The sequence below is a fragment of the Janthinobacterium sp. 67 genome, assembly GCF_002797895.1.
Classification (GTDB): domain Bacteria; phylum Pseudomonadota; class Gammaproteobacteria; order Burkholderiales; family Burkholderiaceae_D; genus Janthinobacterium.
In genome coordinates this window covers 1,166,011-1,187,655 of the sequence record NZ_PGES01000001.1, presented here as the reverse complement: position 1 = coordinate 1,187,655, position 21,645 = coordinate 1,166,011, and the positions used below count along the sequence as shown (strand labels likewise).

Annotated in this window: 14 protein-coding genes; 9 read left to right on the top strand and 5 right to left on the bottom strand. The window is 62.8% G+C overall.

Annotated features, from left to right (window positions below; genetic code table 11):
- Positions 1-139: 139 nt before the first annotated feature.
- Positions 140-3,340: a PAS domain-containing protein gene (locus CLU90_RS05290; RefSeq protein WP_232731083.1), complete on the top strand. Its 3,201-nt coding sequence runs from the start codon at positions 140-142 to the stop codon at positions 3,338-3,340.
- On the opposite strand, the gene CLU90_RS05285 is transcribed toward CLU90_RS05290, so the two are convergent.
- From CLU90_RS05285 to CLU90_RS05270, 4 genes are read right to left on the bottom strand one after another with little or no spacing between them, the layout of a single operon-like run.
- A complete protein-coding gene (locus CLU90_RS05285) occupies positions 3,337-6,237 on the bottom strand; it encodes a hybrid sensor histidine kinase/response regulator (RefSeq protein ID WP_198511149.1) in 2,901 nt (966 codons plus the stop codon). The two genes, CLU90_RS05290 and CLU90_RS05285, sit on opposite strands and share 4 nt — an antisense overlap.
- Positions 6,238-6,244: 7 nt before the next feature.
- Entirely contained in the window at positions 6,245-7,435 is a 1,191-nt protein-coding gene (locus CLU90_RS05280) for a hybrid sensor histidine kinase/response regulator (protein ID WP_232731082.1), read from the bottom strand.
- Positions 7,425-8,306: a CheR family methyltransferase gene (locus tag CLU90_RS05275; RefSeq protein WP_092708328.1), complete on the bottom strand. Its 882-nt coding sequence runs from the start codon at positions 8,304-8,306 to the stop codon at positions 7,425-7,427. Before CLU90_RS05275 ends, CLU90_RS05280 begins: the two co-directional genes overlap by 11 nt.
- The gene (locus CLU90_RS05270; RefSeq protein WP_092708325.1) at positions 8,306-11,782 is read right to left on the bottom strand and encodes a response regulator; all 3,477 of its coding nucleotides are present in this window, start codon (positions 11,780-11,782) and stop codon (positions 8,306-8,308) included. Before CLU90_RS05270 ends, CLU90_RS05275 begins: the two co-directional genes overlap by 1 nt.
- A 289-nt stretch (positions 11,783-12,071) precedes the next feature.
- On the opposite strand from CLU90_RS05270, the gene CLU90_RS05265 reads away from it, so the two are divergent.
- Positions 12,072-12,524: an Hsp20/alpha crystallin family protein gene (locus tag CLU90_RS05265; RefSeq protein ID WP_046683070.1), complete on the top strand. Its 453-nt coding sequence runs from the start codon at positions 12,072-12,074 to the stop codon at positions 12,522-12,524.
- Between the two features lie 731 nt (positions 12,525-13,255).
- On the opposite strand, the gene CLU90_RS05260 is transcribed toward CLU90_RS05265, so the two are convergent.
- Positions 13,256-14,602 (bottom strand): MFS transporter, encoded by a 1,347-nt coding sequence (locus CLU90_RS05260; protein WP_092709794.1) that lies wholly within the window; start codon positions 14,600-14,602, stop codon positions 13,256-13,258.
- 217 nt (positions 14,603-14,819) lie between these two features.
- Between CLU90_RS05260 and cyoA the strand changes: the two genes are divergently transcribed.
- From cyoA to CLU90_RS05225, 7 genes are all read left to right on the top strand, one after another.
- Positions 14,820-15,803, top strand: coding sequence for a ubiquinol oxidase subunit II (gene cyoA, locus CLU90_RS05255; protein WP_232731081.1), 984 nt, complete (start codon positions 14,820-14,822; stop codon positions 15,801-15,803).
- 84 nt (positions 15,804-15,887) lie between these two features.
- On the top strand, positions 15,888-17,891 hold the full coding sequence (cyoB, locus tag CLU90_RS05250; RefSeq protein WP_092708322.1) for a cytochrome o ubiquinol oxidase subunit I: 2,004 nt from the start codon (positions 15,888-15,890) through the stop codon (positions 17,889-17,891).
- On the top strand, positions 17,884-18,522 hold the full coding sequence (gene cyoC, locus CLU90_RS05245; protein WP_092708319.1) for a cytochrome o ubiquinol oxidase subunit III: 639 nt from the start codon (positions 17,884-17,886) through the stop codon (positions 18,520-18,522). Before cyoB ends, cyoC begins: the two co-directional genes overlap by 8 nt.
- On the top strand, positions 18,519-18,905 hold the full coding sequence (gene cyoD, locus CLU90_RS05240) for a cytochrome o ubiquinol oxidase subunit IV (protein ID WP_092708316.1): 387 nt from the start codon (positions 18,519-18,521) through the stop codon (positions 18,903-18,905). Before cyoC ends, cyoD begins: the two co-directional genes overlap by 4 nt.
- Positions 18,902-19,729, top strand: a complete 828-nt coding sequence (locus CLU90_RS05235; protein ID WP_092708313.1) for an SURF1 family protein — start codon at positions 18,902-18,904, stop codon at positions 19,727-19,729. The genes cyoD and CLU90_RS05235 overlap by 4 nt, the downstream gene beginning before the upstream one ends.
- Complete coding sequence (locus tag CLU90_RS05230) at positions 19,713-21,062, top strand: ATP-binding protein (RefSeq protein ID WP_092708309.1); 1,350 nt, start codon at positions 19,713-19,715, stop codon at positions 21,060-21,062. The genes CLU90_RS05235 and CLU90_RS05230 overlap by 17 nt, the downstream gene beginning before the upstream one ends.
- Positions 21,052-21,588, top strand: a complete 537-nt coding sequence (locus tag CLU90_RS05225) for a response regulator transcription factor (RefSeq protein ID WP_034748067.1) — start codon at positions 21,052-21,054, stop codon at positions 21,586-21,588. Before CLU90_RS05230 ends, CLU90_RS05225 begins: the two co-directional genes overlap by 11 nt.
- Positions 21,589-21,645: the final 57 nt, after the last annotated feature.

Here is a 21,645-nt window from a genome sequence, read left to right as displayed (position 1 = left end):
CTGGGATTCGCTTGAGAAGAGAGCAACACTTTAGCATAGGGCCGCATGGGGGCGGAGATCAAGCGATGCACTGTTTTCCTCCTGCGGGAGGGTTGCCCCATGGTATATTCCGGGCATCAGTTTTCCCCATATGGACACGGTGCAAGCAAACAACATCCTTTCATTGCTGGACGCCGAGCATAGTGCGCTGGGCAGCATCGCGGCAGGCGCCGGCCTGGCCCATGCATTGGAGCATTTGTTGCTGGCGCTGCAAGCGCTGGCCGACGGCGGCGCACATGGCTGCCTCGTGCTGATCGACGAGTCCGACCGCTTCTGCGGCTTGTCCGCGCCCAGCTTGCCGCAAGACCTGTGCCTGGCCTTGCGCCATGGCGGCGAACAGCCTTCCCCGTTAGGCACGGCGGCCTTTTCCGGCGCGCCCGTGTATTGCGGCGACATCACGCGCGACGTGCACTGGAGCGCGGGACGCAAGGAAGCCTTGTTGCACGGCTACCGTGCATGCTGGGTCGCCCCCGTGTTTGGCGCCAAAGGCCATATCCTCGGCGTGCTGGGCCTGTTTTTCCAGGCGCCATGCCATCCCACGCAACCGGAGATCGAATTGCTGGCGCTGGCCGCGCGCGTGGCCGCGCATGTGATCGAGCGGGGCCAGCTGGAACAGGCGCTGCACGAGAGCCGCGAACACTTTCATTACGCCATCGAACTCAATACGCAAGTGCTGTGGACGGCCGACGTCGACGGCAAGCTCGATTATGTGGCGCAGCGCTGGCGCGAATGGACGGGCTGCAACGGCCTGGGCGACAACTGGCTGGACGCCATCCACCCCGAGGACGTGCCCCGTGTCCTGGCGGCGTGGAGCGAGGCGGTGGGCAGCGGCCAGCCGCTGGACCAGGAAATGCGCGTGCGCCTGCAGGACGGCCAGTATCGCTGGGTGCATTCGCGCGCGTATTGCCGGCACGACGAGCGGGGCCAGGCCGTGAAATGGTATGGCTCGTGCGAGGATATCGACGAACACTGGCAGGCGCGCAATGCCTTGCTCGACAGCGAAGCGCAGTTCCGTTCGCTCGCCTCCACCATGCCCAACCAGGCCTGGCTGGCGCATGGCAACGGCACCACTTACTGGGTCAACGAACAGGTCTGCGAATACACGGGACAATCGCTGAAGTCGCTCGTCACCAGCGGTTTTCGCCACTGCGTGCATCCGGACGACGTGCAGCCCACGCAGAAAAGCTGGGACCAGGCCGTCGCCACGGCCAGCGCCTATGAATGCGAATTTCGCATGCGCCGCGCCAGCGACGGCGCCTACCGCTGGTTCCTCGCGCGCGCCTTGCCCCTGTTCGACGAGGCGGGAAAGGTGCTGCGCTGGGTGGGCACGAATACGGACGTGCAGGAACAGAAGAACGTGCTGGAAAAGATGGCCTACCTGAATTCCTCGCTGGAAGTGGAAATGGCCAACCGCACGGCGGACCGCGACCGCATGTGGCGGCTGTCGACCGACATCATGCTGGTGGCCGACCTGTCCGGCATGATCATCGCCGTCAACCCCGCCTGGAGCAAGATCCTCGAGCGCCCGGAAGTCGAATCGCTGGGCATGGACTTCATCAGCCTCGTGCATCCCGACGACCGCATGGCGGCCCTGCAGGATTTGTCGCGCCTGGCCCACGGCGCACCCACCTTGCGCATGGAAAACCGTTACCGGCGCCGCGATGGCGGCTACCGCTGGATATCCTGGACGGCCGTGCCGGCGCAAAAGCTGATCCACGCCATCGGCCGCGACGTCACCGATGAAAAAGAGGCGCGGCTGGCGCTGGTGCGCAGCGAGCAAGCTTTATTGCAGGCGCAAAAACTGGAATCGATCGGCAAGCTGACGGGCGGCGTGGCCCACGATTTCAATAACGTCCTGCAGATCATTTCCGGCAATTTGCAGTTGCTGAAACTGACGGTGGCCGACAATCCCCAGGCGGCCCGCCGCCTCGATTCGGCTGCCTCGGCCGTCGAGCGGGGCGCCAAGCTGTCGTCGCAACTGCTGGCCTTTGCGCGGCGCCAGCCGTTGAAACCGCTGGTGACGGACCTGGGCCGCTTGTTGCGCCGCATGCATGAGCTGATCCGCCGCGCACTGGGCGAGGCGATTAGCGAGGAAACCTTCATCAGCGAAGGCCTCTGGCATACCCTGGTCGACCCGAACCAGATGGAAAACGTGCTGCTGAACATGGCCATCAATGCGCGCGACGCGATGGACAAGGGCGGACGCCTGACTTTTACCTTGAGCAACGTCACGCTCGACGCCGCCTATGCGAGCCAGCATGCGGACGTGCTGGAAGGGCAATACGTGCTGTTGACCATTACCGACACGGGCCATGGCATGGAGCGCGACGTGATCGACCAGATCTTCGAGCCCTTCTTCACCACCAAGCGCGAAGGCGAGGGCACGGGCCTGGGCCTGTCGATGGCCTACGGCTTCATCCGCCAGAGCGCGGGCCACATCAAGGTGCGCAGCGCGCCCGGCGCCGGCACGACGTTCAAGATATACCTGCCCCGTTCGCTGGAAAAGCTGGCCGAACCGCCGCCCAGCCTGACGGGCCCCGTACTGGGCGGCGGCGAGACCATCCTCGTCGTGGAAGACGATGCGCCCGTGCAGCACACGGTGGTCGACATGCTGCGCGGCCTCGGCTACGACGTGCTGCATGCGGACGACGGCGCTTCGGCCCTGGCCCTGCTGGGCACGGGCGTGGCCATCGACCTGCTGTTTACGGACGTGGTCATGCCGGGACCCGTCAGCAGCAAGCAGCTGGCGCAGCAGGCCAGGCTGCTGCTGCCGGAGCTGGCCGTATTGTTTACCTCGGGCTACACGCACAACGCCATCATGCAGGGCGGGCGCCTGGACCCGGGCGTGGAACTGCTCAGCAAACCCTACCAGCGCGAAGACCTGGCGCGGCGCATCCGCCATGTGCTGGCCGACCGGCGCCTCGTGGGTGCGCCGGACCCGTCCGGCCGGCGCATCCTGCTGGTGGAAGACAATGACGATGCGCGCGAAATGACGACGGAAATGCTCAATATGCTGGGCCATACCGTACATGGCGTGGCCAGCGCGGAAGCGGCCATGCCGCTGTTGGCCATGCCCGGCCTGGACGTGCTGGTGACGGATATCAGCCTGCCCACCATGTCGGGCCTGGAACTGGCGCGCCATGCGCGCGCGCACTGGCCGCAGCTGGACGTGGTGTTTGCTTCCGGGCACGACTGGGGCGCCAGCCTGATGCACGATGCCAGCGCACGCTTCCTGCGCAAGCCGTTTGGCCTGGAAGAACTGGCCAGCGCACTGAAGGCGCGCCGGCTCGACGTCTATTAGCTTGGTGTTTGCTCGGTTGGCGCGAGCAAGGCTTGCTGCAATTGCTTGACGGTAAATGGTTTCACCAGGAAGCGCGCCTGCGGGTCCAGCACGCCGGAATTGGCCGGCGCATGGCCGGTGGAAAACACGACTTCCAGCTGCGGATAGTCGCGCGCCGCCAGCTCGGCCAGCTCGGCGCCCGACATGCGCGGCAGACTGATATCGGTCAGCAGCAAGTCCAGTCCCGGCGTGCCCAGCAGGGGCAAGGCTTCCTCGGCCGTGCCCACGGCCAGCACCGTATGGCCCAGCATGGCCAGCAATTCGCTCGTCATGGCGCGCGCATCCGCATTATCTTCCACCAATAAAATATGGCGTCCCGCCGGCTGCACGGGTGCTGCAGGTTGCGGCGCCAGCTGTGCCCGGTATTGATGCAGGGCCGTCACGTGGCGGCCGTTGGCCAGCAGGTGGCGGATGCGCCGCGCCAGGTCTTCGCGCCGGTACGGCTTGCTCAACAACTCCACGCCCGGTTCCAGCCGGCCGCCCTGCATCATGGCGTCCTGCGTATAGCCCGAGGTAAACAATACGGCCAGCTGCGGCAGCAGCACGCGGGCCTGGCGGGCCAGCGCCGTGCTGGCCACCTTGCCCGGCATCACCACGTCCGTAAACAGCAGGTCGATGGGCACGCCGCTGCCGATGACGGCCAGCGCGCTTTCGCCATCGCTGGCGCGCAGCACGACGTAACCGAGGCCGCGCAACATGTCGACCACCGTCGTCTGCACATGCACGTCGTCTTCCACGACGAGGATGGTTTCCTTGCCGCCCAGCACGGGGCCGTCCAGCTGCAGCGGCAGCTCCGTTTCCGCTTCGAGCGAGCGCGGCAGATAGATGCGGAAGGTGCTGCCATGGCCCGGCAAGCTGTCCACCGTCAGGTGGCCGCCGCTCTGGCGCAGGAAGCCGTAGGCCATGGACAGGCCCAGGCCCGTGCCTTCGCCTTCCTTCTTGGTCGTGAAGAACGGTTCGAAAATCTTGTCCAGCAGCTCGGCGGGAATGCCCGTGCCCGTATCCGAGACGGCCAGTTGCACGTAATCGCCGGGCGCCACGTCCGCATGGAGGGCCGCGTAGTCGCTGCCCAGCACGATGTTGCTCAGTTCAATGGTCAGCTGACCCTGGCCATCCATGGCGTCGCGCGCATTGATGGCCAGGTTGAGGATGACGTTTTCCAGCTGGTGCGGGTCGACCAGGGCGCACCAGCAGTCGTCGGCCAGCAGCCAGCGCGTCTCGATGGTTTCGCCCGTGGCGCGCCGCAGCAGCTCTTCCGTTGCGCGCAACAGCTGCGCCAGGTCCGTCACCAGCGGTTTCAAGGGCTGGCGCCGCGCAAAGGCCAGCAGTTGGGCCGACAGCTTGGCGCCCCGGTCCACGGCGGCCGAGGCGCTGGCGATGCGCTTGGCGGCCTGCGGATCGTTGTCCAGGCTCAGCTGCAGCAGTTGCAGATTGCCCGAGATAATTTGCAGCACGTTATTGAAATCATGGGCCACGCCGCCCGTCAGCTTGCCCAGCGCTTCGAGCTTTTGCGATTGCAGCAGGGCCATCTCGCTGTGGCGCAACGATTCCTGCATGCGGCGCAGGGTGTTTTGCGCTTCTTTTTCCACCGTGACGTGGCGCCCGGTGGCAAATATCAGGTCGCCTTCGATGGCCGCCACCCACGATAGCCAGCGGTGGCCGCCATCGCGGTGCCGGTAGCGGTTTTCAAAGCTGGGCAGGGCATCTTGCGCCACCTGCGCCAGCGCCTGGCGCGTGGCGGCGGCATCCTCGGGCAGGACGAAATCGAACAGGCTGCGACCCAGCATTTCCTCGGGTAGCCAGCCCAGGATGGCGCCGGCGGCCGGGTTGACGGCGGTAAAGCAGCCTTCCGCATCGATGGCCACCATCAGGTCTTGCGCGCTGCGCCACAGGCGCTCGCGCTCGCTGTTGCGCGCGGCCAGTTCCGCTTCCAGCTTCTTTTCCACGGTAATGTCGCGCGCGCTGCAATATACCTTTTCGCCTTCGGGCACGGCTACCCACGACAGCCAGTGCCAGCCGCCCAGCTTGTGACGGTAGCGGTTCTCGAAGCGCAGCGCCGGCTGTCCCTGGTTGGCGGCATCCCAGGCCGCATAGGTGCGCGGCAAGTCGTCCGGGTGGATCAGTTCAAAGAATTTCGTCGTGCGGATTTCTTCCGTCGACCAGCCCAAGGTGGCTTGCCAGGCGGGGTTCGAATGCTCGAAATAGCCGTCGAGGTTGAGCACGCCCAGCAGATCGGGGCTGACGTTCCAGGTGCGGCCGAATTCGCGCGTGCGCTCGGCCACCTGCGTTTCCATGCTGGCAGTCAGGGCATGCAGACGCGCTTCCGCCTGGGCCCGCAAAATGGTCGACCACACGCGCTCCGATACTTGCACGGCCAGTTCGATCTCGTCCGCATGCCACAGGCGCGCCGCGCTGCTGTGCACGACGAACAGGGCCGCCAGCCGGCCATCCTTGGCAATGGGAATGTTCAGGAAGGCACGGATGCCCAGGCGCGCGAACGTGGCCAGCGCGGCCGGCATGGCCGTGCGCGGGTCGCTGGCCACGTCGCTGACGGCCAGCGCCTGGCCGGCGGCCAAGGCATCGGCCAGGCGGGCGGCATAATCGCCGAGGAAATATTCGCCGGCGGCGCCCGGCGCCAGGCCGTCGCTCCACGCATGCTGCAGGGTGGGCGATTGCAGGGTCTGGTCGATATCGAAACAGGCCACTTGCTGGGCGCCCAGGCGCTGTCCCAGCAGCTGTGCCGACAGCGAGAGGATGTCTCCCGTGTCTTGCAGCAGGCGCAGCCGGCGTTCCAGTTGCAGCAGAAAGGCGACGCCGCTGGCGCCGGCCTGGCTGCGGTGGGCGGGTGTGCTGCTCATGGGGGCCTCAGCTGCCGGCCAGCGGCAGGGTGACGCTGAACAGGGCGCCATTGCCGGGCTGGCTTTGCAGGGTGATGGCGCCGCCATGCGCGTCGACCAGCTGCTTGGTGATGAACAGGCCCAGGCCCAGGCCACCCGTGCGGTCCTGGTGCATGACGCGCTCGAAGGCGTCGAAGATGCGTTCCTGGTCGCGCGCGTTGATGCCGATGCCATGGTCGCGCACTTCGATGACGGCGCTGTTCTGCGTGTGGGCCAGGCTGATTTCCACGGGCTGGCCCTGGCCATAGCGTACGGCATTGCTGATCAGGTTGACGACGATCTGTTCGACGCGGAAGGCGTCCCAGTAACCCTCGATGGGCTCGAAGGCCATCACTTCCAGCACGCTGCCCGCGGCGGCGGCATATGGGCCCAGGTCGTCCGCCACGCGGCGCACGAGGCTGGTCAGGTCGACGGCTTCGCGGCGAATCGACAGCTTGCCGCTGGTGATGCGCGACACGTCGAGCATGTCGTCGATCAGGCGCACCATGCTGCGAATCTGGCGTCCGTCGCGCGCCACCATCTTGCCCAGCTTGTCCGGCTCGAAAGCGGCCAGATTGCCCCGTTCCAGGTTGACGGTGCGCATCTGCGTTTCCAGGAACAGGGTGTTCAGGGGCGTGCGCAATTCGTGCGCCACCATGGACATGAATTCGTCGCGCAGGCGTAGCGAGCGCTGCAGTTCAGCTTGCGTGGCGCGCAATTCCCTCAATAACGCTTCCTGCTGCTGGCGGCTGTGCTCGAGCGCCTGCACCTGGCGCCGCGTCTCGCTGCGCTGCTGGTGCAGGGCAACGAAGACGTTGACCTTGCTTTGCACGGCATTGATGTCGAGCGGCTTGTGCAGGAAATCGACGGCGCCGCTTTCATAGCCCTGGAAGGCGAAATTCATTTCCTTGCCGGCCGCCGTGACGAAGACGATGGGGATGTGGCGCGTCTTTTCCGTGCCGCGCATCAATTGCGCCAATTCAAAACCATCCATTTCCGGCATTTGCACGTCGAGGATGGCCAGCGCGAAATCGTGCTCGAGCAGCAAGGCCAGCGCTTCTTCGCCGGACGAGGCCTGGTAGACGCTGCGGTCGCTCTCGCGTATCAGCGCATTGAGCGCGCGCAAGTTTTCCGGCAAGTCGTCGACGATCAATAGTTTGGTGCTCGTTTCATTCATCATGTTTCATTCCTGGCATGTGCCGTCCAGCGTAGTGGGAAGCGGCGTGCGACGGCGCACGCTTGCGGTAGAGCTTTTCGGGACCCGGCAATGGTTCGAAGTCGGCGGCAAAGCGCGTGAAATGCGTGCTTTCCTTGCTGCCCAGTCCCAGGAAGCCCCGGTGGCACAGCGAATCGTGGAACAGGCCCAGGGCCCGCTCCTGCAAGGTTTTATTAAAGTAAATCAGTACGTTACGGCACAAAATCAATTGCGTTTCAATAAACACGCTGTCCGTGGACAGGCTGTGGTCGGCAAAGTTGATGCTGTCGAGCAAGCGCTGCTGGAAACGCGCGGTGGCATGTTCGACCGTGTAATACTCGGCCAGTTCGCCCAGGCCGCCTGCGGCCAGGTAATTGGCGCCATATTCATCGAGCCGGTGCAGCGGATACACGCCGCGCGCGGCCGTGGCCAGCGCTTGCGGATTGATGTCGGTGGCGTAAATCGTGCTGCGCTCGAGCAAGCCTTCCTCGTGCAGCACGATGGCCAGCGACAGCGCCTCTTCGCCCGTGCAGCAGCCGGCCACCCAGATCGTCGGCGAGGGGTAGGTTTTCAGCACGGGCACCACGTGTTCGCGCAAGGCGAGGAAAAATGCGGGGTCGCGGAACATTTGCGTGACCGGCACGGTCAAAATCTGCAGCAGATCGCCAAAGGCGGCCGCGTCGTCCAGCACCAGTTGCTGCAGGGTCGGCACGTCGGTGCAGTGCAGACGCTCGAGCGCGTGATTGAGGCGGCGCCGCTGCGAGGGCAGGGAATAGTCGCGAAAATCATAGCTGTAGCGCTGGTACAGCGCTTCCATCAGCGCCTGCAGTTGCGCGTCGGTGCTGCGCTGGGACATCAGATGCGTTCCATCTTCGGCATCCACACGCGCAGCAGCGAATACAAACGGTCGAGGTCGATCGGCTTGGCCAGGTAGTCGGACGCGCCCGCCTGCAGGCATTCTTCCTGGTCATTCTTCATGGCCTTGGCGGTAATTGCGATGATGGGCAGCTTGTTGTAGCGGCCATCGGCGCGGATGAGGCGCGTCGCTTCCAGGCCATCCATGCCCGGCATCATGACGTCCATCAATACGAGATCGATATCGTCCACACTGTTGAGCTTGCTGATGGCTTCGAAGCCGTTGCGGCCGATTTCCACCACCACGCCTTTCTGTTCCAGCGCATTGGTCAGTGCAAAGATATTGCGCACGTCGTCGTCCACCAGCAATATCTTGCGCCCTTCAAACACGCGCTCGCGGCTGCGCACCTGCTGCAGCATGCCCTGGCGCTCGCTCGACAGTTCCGACTCCACCTTGTGCAGGAAGAGGGTGACTTCGTCGAGCAGGCGTTCGGGCGAGCGGGCGCCCTTGATGATGATGGAGCGCGAATACTTCATCAGGTCCGCTTCTTCCTCGCGGCTCAGGTTGCGGCCCGTGTAGACGATGACGGGCGGGAACGAGCACAGCTCTTCATGCTCCATGCGTTCGAGCAATTCATTGCCCTGGATATCGGGCAACTTCAAGTCGATGATCATGCAGTCGAAAATCTGCGTCTTCAGCAATTCCAGCGCCTGCTCGCCCAGCGCCACGGCCGTGATTTCCACGTCGTCGTCGCTGATCAGGTGCACCACGCTTTCGCGCTGGCGTTCGTCGTCCTCGACCAGCAGGATGCGCTTCATCTGCTGCGTGAACTTCGATTCGAGCTTGCGGAACACTTCCTTCAGCTGCTCGCGCGTGCGCGGCTTGGTGGCGTAGCCGATGGCACCCAGCTGCATGGCTTCCTGTACCTGGTCATTGCCGGAGACGATGTGCACGGGAATGTGGCGCGTCAGCGGGTTTTCCTTGAGCTGCTGCAAGACGAGCAAGCCAGGACGGTCCGGCAAGCCCATGTCGAGCAGGATGGCGTCGGGCAGGAACTCCTCGGCCAGGCGCAAGCCTTCGTCGGCGCCGTGCGCCACCAGGCAGCGGTATTGCATTTCATGCGCGAGGTCGAACAGGATGCCGGCAAACGACGGTTCATCCTCGATCACCAGCACGGAACGCTGGCCCGTCTTGACGGCCGGCACGCTATCGCGGTCATCGTCGAAGGTGGGCAGCGGCACGGGCTTGGCGGCGGGTACCGCCTTGGGCGCGGCGACGGCTGCGGGCGCTTGCGGCGTGGCGGCCGGCGCTGGCGCGGCTTGCGCCTCGCGTTCCGGCATGCTCTGCGGCAGTATCAATGTAAACGTGCTGCCCTGGCCCGGCGTGCTGGCCAGCTCGATGCTGCCGCCGAGCAAGGCGGCCAGGTCGCGCGAAATCGACAGGCCCAGGCCCGTGCCGCCATAGCGGCGGCTGGTGGTGCCGTCGGCCTGGTGGAAGGCGTCGAAAATCTTGTGCTGCTGGTCGTCGGCGATGCCGATGCCCGAATCCTGCACCTGGAAGCGCACCTGGCCGGCCGCACCGCTGCTGACGTGCAAGCTCACGGTGCCCGTATCGGTAAACTTGATGGCGTTCGACAGCAGGTTTTTCAGGATTTGTTCCAGGCGCTGGCGGTCGCTGACGAACGAGGGCGGGGTGTCCGGCGCCACCTTGACGTCAAAAACGAGTTTCTTTTGCTGTGCCTGGGCGCCGAACAGCATCTTCATGCTGCTGAGCAGCTCGTCAAAGGGCACGGCTTCCGACGTCAATTCCAGCTTGCCCGCCTCGACCTTGGAAATGTCGAGGATATCGTTGATGAGGGTGAGCAGATCGTTGCCGGCGGAATAAATGGTTTGCGCAAACGTCACTTGCTCCGGGGTCAGGTTGCCGTTGGTGTTGTCCGACAGCAGCTTCGACAGGATCAGCGAGCTGTTCAGCGGCGTGCGCAGCTCGTGCGACATATTCGCCAGGAATTCGGATTTATAGCGGCTGGCCCGCTGCAGCTCTTCCGCGCGGGCTTCCAGCTGGGCGTGCGCTTCGCCGATGGCCATGTTCTTCTGGTCCAGCGACAGCGCCTGCACGGCCAGCTGCTCGTTCGACTGTTCCAGCGCCGCCTTTTGTTCTTCCAGGTGGGCTTGCGACTGTTCCAGCACGCGCGACTGCTCGCCCAGCTCTTCATTGGCGGTGCGCAGCTCTTCCTGCTGCACTTCCAGTTCTTCATTCAGTTGCTGGGTTTCTTCCAGCATGTTTTGCAGGCGCTGGCGGTACAAGGCCGCTTCCAGCGAGGTGCCGACATTCGCGGCGACCAGGTTCAGCCATTCCTTGGCGCGGGCGCTGACGGGGTGCGTAAAGCCCAGCTCGATGACACCATTGACGACGCCTTCGTTGTTGACGGGCGCCAGGACCAGTTCCAGCGGTTTGCCGCGGCCCAGGCTCGACGTCACGGTCAGGTAATTCTCGGGTACTTGCTGCACATGCCTGAGGCGCTTTTCGCGCGCCGTCTCGCCCACCAGGCCTTCGCCCAGCTTGAACACCTGCTTTTCCTTCACGCCCTGTTCGTTGAAGCCGTACACGGCCGTGCGGCGCAGGCTGCCATCCTCGTCGACGACGTACAGGGTGGCGACGGCCACGTCGAGGCGGTGGGCCATGAAGTCCAGCACGTGCCGTCCCAGTTGCGGCAAGCCCAGCTGGCCGCTCGTGTGGGCCGCCAGTTCCGTCTGCCCCGTGCGCAGCCATGCCTGCTCCTGCAGCACGTCGTTATCCTTGCCGCGCTGGTCGAGTGCGTCGTTATAGATGTCGGACAGGCGCAGCAGTTCGCGCCGGCCCAGATAGGCGAGCAAGCCAGACAATCCCAGGCTGAGGACGAGGAACACGATGACTGCCAGCATGGTGCGGCTTTCGGCCGTATCGGCCCTTTCCTGGCGCAACCGCTGCTCCATGGACAGGAAGGCGAGGAATTCGCGGCGGATTTCATCGAATTCCAGCTTGCCCTCGCCCTGGCGCACGCGCGCGAGGAATTCCTGGTTGTTGCGGCGCTGGGCGATCACGCCTTCGGCGTAATCGAGCCACTGGCCTTGCAGCGCGCGGATGCGGCGCAAGCGGTCCACCTGGATGGAGCTGTCGGACACGAGTTCAAGCAGGGTGCTCATTTCGACGGCGATCTTCGCCTTGCCCGATTTGTACGGCGCCAGAAACGTTTCGTCGCCCGTCAGCAGGTAGCCGCGCATGCCCGTTTCCAGGTCGACCGACAGCTTCATGACTTCATTTGCATTGCCGATCACCCGCTCCGAATGCTCGACCGAGCGCAGGGCCGACAGCAGGTAGGCGATCAGGGCGACGAACACGAGGGCCGTGACGACCCCGATGACCAGCGGCAAGGTCACATTGCGGGCGAGGATGCGGCGAAAGCTGAAGGAATCGATCGGGGTCTTGGTATTCATTATGTCCGTGTAAGGCTGTCGCAAAAAAAAGCAATTTTAATTGAAATGCAAGCTTTCTGGTATTGAAGCATGGCGTGCGCTAGCATAACAGCCTTGCGCTCAATTGCTGACGCATAAGCCCGTGCAAAGCGCGGCAACGCACAGATCAAAGTAGAGGGAAAATCAAGCCGCAGACGATTGATGCAGATCAAAGAGATTGGTTGTTGACATCCTAAGATGCAGGAGGTGGCGGCGTCCCCGGGGATGACCGCCGTGTGCGAACCCAAACCAGCCCATGCAGGAGGACATCATGGCTAATCAACTGATCCGTCGCGATCCGCAAAACCCGCTGGCACGTTTCGATCCGTTCAGCGACATGGAAGAATTCATGCACGACTTTTTCGCCCCCGCCTTGCGCTTGCGCGACGGGGGATCGTCACGCATGCGTGTCGACATCTCCGAAACCGAACAAGCGTATCAGGTGCAGGCGGACATTCCCGGCGTTAACAAGGACGATATCAAGGTCTCCATCGACGGCAACCGCGTTTCCATCAGTGCCGAACTCAAGGATGAAAGAGTGACGCGCGACGGCGGCGGCAAGACCGTGCGCAGCGAACGCGAGTACGGCCAGCAATACCGCAGCTTCGTGCTGCCGCACGAGGTGGACGAGGCTGGCGCGCAGGCCCGCTATGAAAATGGCGTGCTGCTGCTGGACTTGCCGAAGAAGGAAGGCACGGGCGGGCGGCAGCTGGCGATACAGTGAATCGGGCCGGGCCGGGTTTTAGCTGCGCAGGTCAGATTAGCGCAGCGTAATCTGACACCTTCGTGACGGCGCCTGTCGGCTTACACCCTGCGGGCTAAGCCGACCTACGAAAAAACGCCGGACGGTGCCGGCGTTTCCTGGAGTGTTCCGGGTGGCGGGGCGCTGCCACGCGAATTGACTCTCTCTATATAGATGTCAGTTTTAGCTGCGCAGGTCAGATTAGCGCGGCGTAATCTGACACCTTCGTGGCGGCGCCTGTCGGCTTACGCCCTGCGGGCTAAGCCGACCTACGAAAAAACGCCGGACGATGCCGGCGTTTCCTGGGGTGTTCCGGGTGGCGGCGCGCTGCCACGCGAATTGACTCTCTAAATATGTCAGTTTTAGCTGCGTAGGTCAGATTAGCGCGGCGTAATCTGACACCTTCGTGGCGGCGCCTGTCGGCTTACGCCCTGCGGGCCAAGCCGACCTACGAAAAAACGCCGGACGGTGCCGGCGTTTCCTGGGGTGTTCCGGGTGGCGGGGCGCTGCCATCCCAATTGACTCTCTCTATATATATGTCAGTTTTAGCTGCGTAGGTCAGATTAGCGCGGCGTAATCTGACAATCTTCGTGGCGGCGCCTGTCGGCATACGCCCTGCGGGCTAAGCCGACCTACGAAAAAACGCCGGACGATGCCGGCGTTTCCTGGGGTGTTACGGGTGGGCGCTGCCACCCGGATTGCCTCTATATATGTCAGTCGCGGATTTCCAGCGCCCGGTTCAGGCTCAGGGCGGCCAGCGAGGCGACGGCGCCCGACAGCAGGTAGAAGCTGACGTAGGCGAGACCGAAGTTGGCCGACAGGCCCAGCGCCACGAGCGGGGCGAAGCCGGCACCCACGAGCCAGGCCAGGTCGGACGTCAGCGCCGCACCCGTGTAGCGGAAGCGGGCAGGGAAGTTGGCCGTCACGGCGCCGGCTGCCTGGCCGTAGGACAAGCCCAGCAGGCTGAAGCCCACGAGGATGAACACGTCCTGGCCCGTATTGCCGCCACCCATCAGGGTCGGCACGAAGGCGCTGAAGATGGCGATCAGCACGGCCAGCACGCCCAAGGTGGTGCGGCGGCCCACTTTATCGGCCAGCAAGCCGGAAATCACCACGCCGATGGCGGCCAGCACGGCGCCCATCATCTGGATTTGCAGGAAGTCCGAAGCGGAACGGGTCTGGTAGACGGAGATCCACGACAGCGGGAACACGGTCACGAGGTGGAACAGGGCGTAGCTGGCCAGCGCGGCGAGGGCGCCGATCAGCACGTTGCGGCCCTGGCCGCGGCTCATTTCAAACACGCTCACGGGCTGCAGTTCGCGTTCGTCCAGCAGGCGCGCATATTCATTCGTCGACACCAGGCGCAGGCGGGCAAACAGGGCCACCACGTTGATGGCGAACGCCACGTAGAAAGGATAGCGCCAGCCCCAGTCGAGGAATTCTTCGTCCGTCAGGGTGGTGAGCATGAACCAGAACAGGCCGGCGGCGATGAGGAAGCCGGCGGGCGCGCCCAGCTGGCCCAGCATGGCATACCAGCCGCGCTTGTTCTGCGGCGCGTTCAGGGCCAGCAGCGATGGCAAGCCATCCCAGGAACCGCCCAGGGCCACGCCCTGGCCGATGCGCAGCACGGACAGCCAGACGATGGCGGCAAAGCCCAGGTGGGCATAGGTCGGCAGGAAGGCGATGCCGGCGGTCGACACGCCCAGCAGGAAGAGGGCGAACGTCAGCTTGGCGCTGCGCCCCATGCGGCGCTGGATTTCCATGAAGATCACGGTGCCGAAGGGGCGGGCGATGAATGCGAACGAAAAGATCAGGAATGCATATAAGGTACCCTCCAGGCGTTCCTCGAACGGGAAGAAGACGCGCGGAAACACCAGCACCGAGGCGATGGCGTAGACAAAGAAGTCAAAGTATTCGGAAGCGCGGCCGATGATCACGCCGACGGCGATCTCACCGGGGTCGATATGCGATTCGACCGTGCCGGCCCCGCGTGCGTCGCGCAGGGAATGGGGGGCAAAGTCGGCGGGTACGTCCCCGCCGTGTGTGCGCGTGCTGGACATGATGATCGTCTCCAATATAGTTTCGAGTTCGGCCAACGCGTAACATACTCCGGGTGTCTCACGCCCGGAGTAGGACTATTCAATAGGTAGCTGTAGGAAAACTCCTCAATTGCCTAGTAAAAGTCCGAGCAAGGGGTAGGACAAAACGTCCAATTGCCAACGCGCTCCAGTGAGAATACAGTACCATATCTTCATCCCCTGTACTGGACTTTCCTGTATGTTTTCATTAAAAGTTCGTCGCGGACTGTTTCTTTTACCTCTCGCATTGTTGGCTGGTTGCAATACGGTGGTACTGAATCCGTCTGGTGACATCGCAGTTCAGCAAGGCAATCTGATTGTCATCTCGACATTGCTGATGCTGTTGATTATCGTTCCGGTAATCGCCCTGACCCTGCTTTTCGCATGGCGCTATAGAAAAAACAACACCGCGGCCAAATACGAGCCGGACTGGGACCACTCGACTCGCCTCGAGCTGATTATCTGGGGCGCGCCCCTGTTGATCATTATCGTGCTGGGCCTGCTGACCTGGATCAGCACCCACACCCTCGATCCATACCGCCCATTGAGCCGTATCGACGCCAATCGTCCCATTCCTGCCAGCCACAAGCCGATGATCGTCGAAGTCGTGGCCCTGGACTGGAAATGGCTGTTCATCTACCCGGAGCAAGGCATCGCTTCCGTGAATGAACTGTATGCGCCCGTCGATCGTCCGATCCGCTTCAAGATCACCGCGTCGTCCGTCATGAACTCGTTCTTCATCCCCGCACTGGCAGGTCAGATCTACGCCATGCCGGGCATGGAAACGCAGTTGAATGCCGTCATCAACAAGCCTGGCGAATACAAGGGTTTCTCCGCGAACTACAGCGGTGCCGGTTTCTCGGGCATGCGCTTCAAGTTCCACGGTGTCAATGATGCGGACTTCGACAAATGGGTGGCATCGGCACGCGCCGGTGGCGGCGCGCTGAACCGCGACGACTACCTGTCGCTGGCCCAGCCTAGCGAACGCGATCCGGTGCGTCACTACAGCGCCGTGCCTAACGATCTGTACAAGGCAATCCTGAATCGCACCATCGTTTCCGACGCCCTGTGCGTGACGCCGGTCGAGCCATACAAATTGACGATGGCAAATAGCCCGGTAGCGGCCGTAACGGCAGTAGTCGCTAGCGATGCAGTAGTTGAAAAGGGCGTTCAAGCCAAGTAACGACTGCATGAATCCCGCAGCGCATTGCGCTGCAGATACTGGCGCCGCTTGCCTGGCGCCTCCCTTTTTTCTCTGAGAGTAACAATGCTAGACCATATTGATCTGACGAAGCTTATATTCGGCCGTCTGACTTGGGATGCAATTCCATTTCACGAACCTATCCTGCTGGCGACCTTTGCGATGGTCGCCCTGGGCGGTATCGCACTCGTTGCGGCACTGACGTATTTCCGCGTCTGGGGTACCCTGTGGCGCGACTGGATCACCAGTATCGACCATAAAAAAATCGGTATCATGTACATGATCCTGGGCCTGATCATGCTGCTGCGCGGCTTTGCCGACGCGCTCATGATGCGTACCCAGCAGGCCATCGCCTTTGGCGACAATGCCGGCTTCCTGCCACCGCATCACTACGACCAGATCTTCACCGCCCACGGCGTGATCATGATCTTCTTCGTCGCGATGCCTTTCGTGACGGGTCTGATGAACTACGTGGTGCCGCTGCAAATCGGCGCGCGCGACGTGGCTTTCCCATTCCTGAACAACTTCAGCTTCTGGATGACCACCATGGGCGCCGTCCTGGTGATGGCTTCCCTGTTCGTCGGCGAATTCGCCCGCACGGGCTGGCTGGCCTATCCGCCGCTGTCGGGCATCGTCGGCAGTCCGGACGTGGGGGTAGACTATTACATCTGGTCATTGCAGATTGCCGGGGTCGGGACGCTGCTGTCCGGTGTCAACCTGATCGCCACCATCGTCAAGATGCGCGCGCCGGGCATGACCTGGATGCGCATGCCGATTTTCACCTGGACCGCACTGTGCACCAACATCCTGATCGTCGCCGCCTTCCCGGTGCTGACGGCCGTACTGGCCATGCTGTCTCTGGACCGCGTTGCCGGCTTTAACTTCTTCACGACGGAACTGGGCGGCAACGCCATGATGTACGTCAACCTGATCTGGATCTGGGGCCACCCGGAGGTGTACATCCTGATCCTGCCGCTGTTCGGCGTGTTCTCGGAAGTCGTTGCCACGTTCTGCAGCAAGCGCCTGTTCGGCTATGCGTCGATGGTGTACGCCACCTGCGTCATCATGATTTTGTCGTACCTGGTATGGCTGCATCACTTCTTCACCATGGGTTCGGGCGCCAGCGTCAACTCCTTCTTCGGCATCACGACGATGATCATCTCGATCCCGACGGGCGCGAAGATCTTCAACTGGCTGTTTACCATGTACCGCGGCCGCATCCGCTTTGAACTGCCGATGCTGTGGACGATCGGCTTCATGGTCACCTTCACCATCGGCGGCATGACCGGCGTGCTGCTGGCCGTACCACCGGCGGACTTCGTGCTGCACAACAGCCTGTTCCTGATCGCCCACTTCCATAACGTGATTATCGGCGGCGTGGTCTTCGGTGTGTTCGCTGCGATTAACTACTGGTTCCCGAAAGCCTTCGGCTACAAGCTCGACACGTTCTGGGGCAAGTGCTCGTTCTGGTTCTGGTTCGTCGGTTTCTACCTGGCCTTCATGCCGCTGTACGTGCTGGGCCTGATGGGCGTGACCCGCCGTGTCAACCACTTTGAAGATCCATCCTTGCAAATCTGGACCATCATCGCCTGGTTTGGCGCCGTCTCGATCGCGCTGGGTATCGGCTCCTTGCTGATGCAGTTCTATGTCAGTTTCCGCAACCGTCACGCCCTGCGCGACGTGACCGGCGACCCATGGGGCGGCCGTACGCTGGAATGGGCGACATCGTCGCCACCGCCAGACTATAATTTCGCCTTCACGCCACAAGTGCACGAACTCGATGCATGGACTGACATGAAGAAACACGGTTACCAGCGTCCGACGTCCGGTTTCACGAAGATCCACATGCCGAAGAACACCTGGGCCGGTTTCGTGATCGCCGCACTGTCCGCACTGGTCGGTTTTGGCCTGATCTGGCAAATGTGGCTCGTCGCCAGCGTCGGCTTCGTGATCATGATGGCCGCCATCATCGTCCATACCTTTAACTACAAGCGCGATTACTACATTCCTGCGGAAGAAGTCATCCGTACCGAAGACGCTTATACTAAATTGCTGAGCAGCCATGTCTGATACCATCGCCCATAACACCGGCGCCGCTGGCGCCGCACCAAGCACGCGCAGCTACTTTGTGCGCGAGCACCACCCGGAAAACGGCAGCCTGCTGGGTTTCTGGCTTTACCTGATGAGCGATTGCCTGATCTTCGCCTGTCTGTTCGCCACCTATGCAGTGCTGGGCCGCAGCTACGCGGACGGCCCGACGGGCGCCGCGCTGTTCGACCTGCCGCTGGTGGCCGTCAACACGGCCATGCTGCTGCTGTCGTCGATCACCTACGGCTTCGCCATGCTGGCCATGCAGCGCAAGCAATTGCGCAGCACCCTGGTCTGGCTGGCCATCACGGGCCTGTTCGGCCTGGCCTTCCTGTCGCTGGAAATGTATGAATTCATTCATCTGATCCACGAAGGCGCCGGTCCGCAGCGCAGCGCGTTCCTGTCGTCGTTCTTCGCCCTGGTCGGCACCCACGGCTTGCACGTGACGTTCGGCGTGATCTGGCTCGTGACCCTGATGTTCCAGTTGAACAAGCATGGCCTGACCCCGGAAAACGGCCGCCGCATGATGTGCCTGTCGCTGTTCTGGCACTTCCTGGACGTCATCTGGATCGGCGTCTTCACCTTTGTCTACCTGATGGGAGTGCTGCCATGAGCGACCACCACACACACGGCGATAGCCACCACCATGACAACCACGATCATGGCAGCCTGAAAAGCTATACCATCGGCTTCATCCTGTCGGTGATCCTGACGGCCATTCCTTTCTGGCTGGTGATGACGAAAGCCATCACCAACTCGGGCACCATGGGCCTGGTCCTGCTGGCGTTCGCGGCTGTTCAAGTGGTCGTGCACATGGTGTACTTCCTGCACATGAACACGAAGTCCGAAGGCGGCTGGAACATGATGGCGCTGATCTTCACCGTCATGATCGTGGGCATTGCGATGGCCGGTTCCCTGTGGGTCATGTACCACATGAACCACAACATGATGCCGGATCTGATGCCTGAGTACATGCATACGAAAACGGCTCCATGATGAGTCAAACGCGCCCTGGCAGTACCGGGCGCGCCCCTGGCGCCGCATCGCAAGATGCCGCGCCAGGCCCACGCGGCATGGTCGTGCGATATGCGCTGGCCGTGCTGGCGGGGATCCTGTTTGCCGGTTTCTGTGCCCTGGGCACCTGGCAAGTCAAGCGCCTGTTCTGGAAGCTTGACCTGATCGAGCGCGTCGAACAACGCGTACATGCGCCCGCAACGGACGCACCTGGACCCGCAGCCTGGGCCAGCATCACGCAGCAAACGGACGAATACCGCCATGTGCGACTCTCCGGTACCTATCTCCCCATTTTCAATACCCTGGTGCAAGCAACGACGGCACTGGGCAGCGGTTACTGGCTGATGACGCCATTGCGCCTGGCCGATGGCAGCACCGTGCTGGTCAACCGCGGCTTTGTGCCGAAACGCGAAGGCATCGCCGCCAGCACGCCGGCCGGCATCGTCCACGTCGACGGCTTGCTGCGCGTCAGCGAGACGGGCGGTGGTTTCTTGCGCGAAAACAGTCCTGCCACGCAGCACTGGTATTCGCGCGATGTGGCCGCCATCGGCGCCTCGCACATGCTGACCAAGGTGGCGCCATATTTTGTCGACGCGAAGGCCAAATCGGAAACGGCCAGCGACGCTCCCGTCGGCGGACTGACCGTGGTTTCCTTCCACAACAACCACCTCGTGTACGCCTTGACGTGGTTTGCGCTGGCCCTGATGGTGGCCGGCATCACGTGGTGGATCGTGCGCGAAGACAAGCGTCGCCGCGCGCGCCGCCGCGCCGGCACGCAAGAGAGCGACCATGCCGGGCAGGATTGAGATCCTGCCCAACCGCGAAGTGCTGGAGCGCGGCGCGGTGGCGGCCGAGATGGAACATCCGGCCGGCCACCAGAACATGAAGCTGCTGATCCAGCTGCGCTGGCTGGCCGTGATCGGCCAGATCAGCACGATCTTCGGCGTGGGCGTGGGACTGGGCATCGCCTTGCCCGTGCCCTACATGCTCGAAGTGCTGTCCTGCCTCATCGCCTTCAACCTGGCCAGCCTGTTGCGCTGGCACGAACGCCAGCCCGTCTCCAACACGGCCCTGTTCCTCGCCTTGCTGGTCGACGTCACCGTGCTGACGGCCCAGCTTTACCTGAGCGGCGGCATCAGCAATCCGTTTGCCTTCCTGTATTTACTGCAAGTCATCCTCAGCGCCGTCCTGCTGGAAGTGTGGTCGACGTGGATCATGGTGGCCATCACCAGCCTGTGCCTGGCCGGCCTGGCCTTGCTGCCCGGCCCCCTGATCCTGCCGATCGACCCCGAGCGGGGCTTTTCCAGCCTGTACGTGCAAGGCTTGCTGATCTGTTTCATCCTGAACGCGGCCTTGCTGGTGGTCTTCATCACGCGCATCAACCGCAACCAGCGCGCCGGCGACGCCAAGGTGGCGGACTTGCGGCAGCGCGCGGCGGAAGAAGAGCACATCATCCGCATGGGCTTGCTGGCATCGGGCGCCGCGCACGAGCTGGGCACGCCGCTGGCAACACTCTCCGTCATCCTCGGCGACTGGCGCCGCATGCCGGAATTGAGCAAGAACAGCGAATTGCTGGAAGAAATCACGGAAATGCAGGCGCAGCTGCAGCGCTGCAAGAGCATCGTCAGCGGCATTTTATTGTCGGCGGGCGAGGCGCGCGGGGAATCTTCCGTGAAAACGACAATCAATACCTTCCTCAACGACCTGGTCGACGAGTGGCGCACCAGCCGCCCGATCCAGGATTTCGAGTACGATAACCGCATCGAGCACGACGTGCCCGTCGTCTTCGATTCGACGCTGAAACAAACCATTTGCAACGTGCTCGACAATGCGCTGGAAGCGTCGCCCGAGTGGCTGCGTTTTGAAGCGACGCGCGAAGCGGACGCCTTGCACCTGGTCATTACCGATGCGGGCCCCGGCTTCGAGCCATCGATGCTCACGCACCTGGGCAAGCCGTATCAAAGCAGCAAGGGCAAGCCCGGCGGCGGCCTTGGTTTGTTCCTAGTGGTCAATGTCGCGCGCACCCTGGGCGGCACGGTGACGGCGCGCAACCGGGTGCAGGGCGGGGCGGTGGTGCACCTGGCCTTGCCGCTGGCGGCCATCAAACTGGAAAGAGAAAGCGACCCCCATGCAGGATGACCGTCTGTTACTGATCGTGGAAGACGACGCCGCGTTTGCCCGCACCCTGGGCCGTTCGTTCGAGCGGCGCGGCTACCAGGTCATCCTGGCCACCAATTTCGACGAAGCGAGCGCCCTGCTCGAGCAGCATTGCCCCGACTACGCCGTCGTCGACCTGAAACTCAATGGCAATACCTCGGGCCTGGCCTGCGTGCAGATGCTGCACCAGCATGACCCGGACATGCTGATCGTCGTGCTGACCGGCTACGCCAGCATCGGCACGGCCGTCGAAGCGATCAAGCTGGGCGCCTGCCAGTATCTGGCCAAGCCGTCGAACACGGACGACATCGAAGCGGCCTTCGGCCACGTGGCCGGCAACGCCGACATCGAACTGACGAACCGCGCCACCAACATCAAGACCCTGGAATGGGAACGCATCCACGAAATGCTGGCCGAGACGGATTTCAATATCTCGGAAACGGCGAGAAGGCTGGGCATGCACCGGCGCACGCTGGCGCGCAAGCTGGAAAAGCAGCGGGTCAAGTAGACATTCCGTTAGTCACTGCGCAGTTTGGTCGTTGTCGAATGCTAATTCGAGCACACT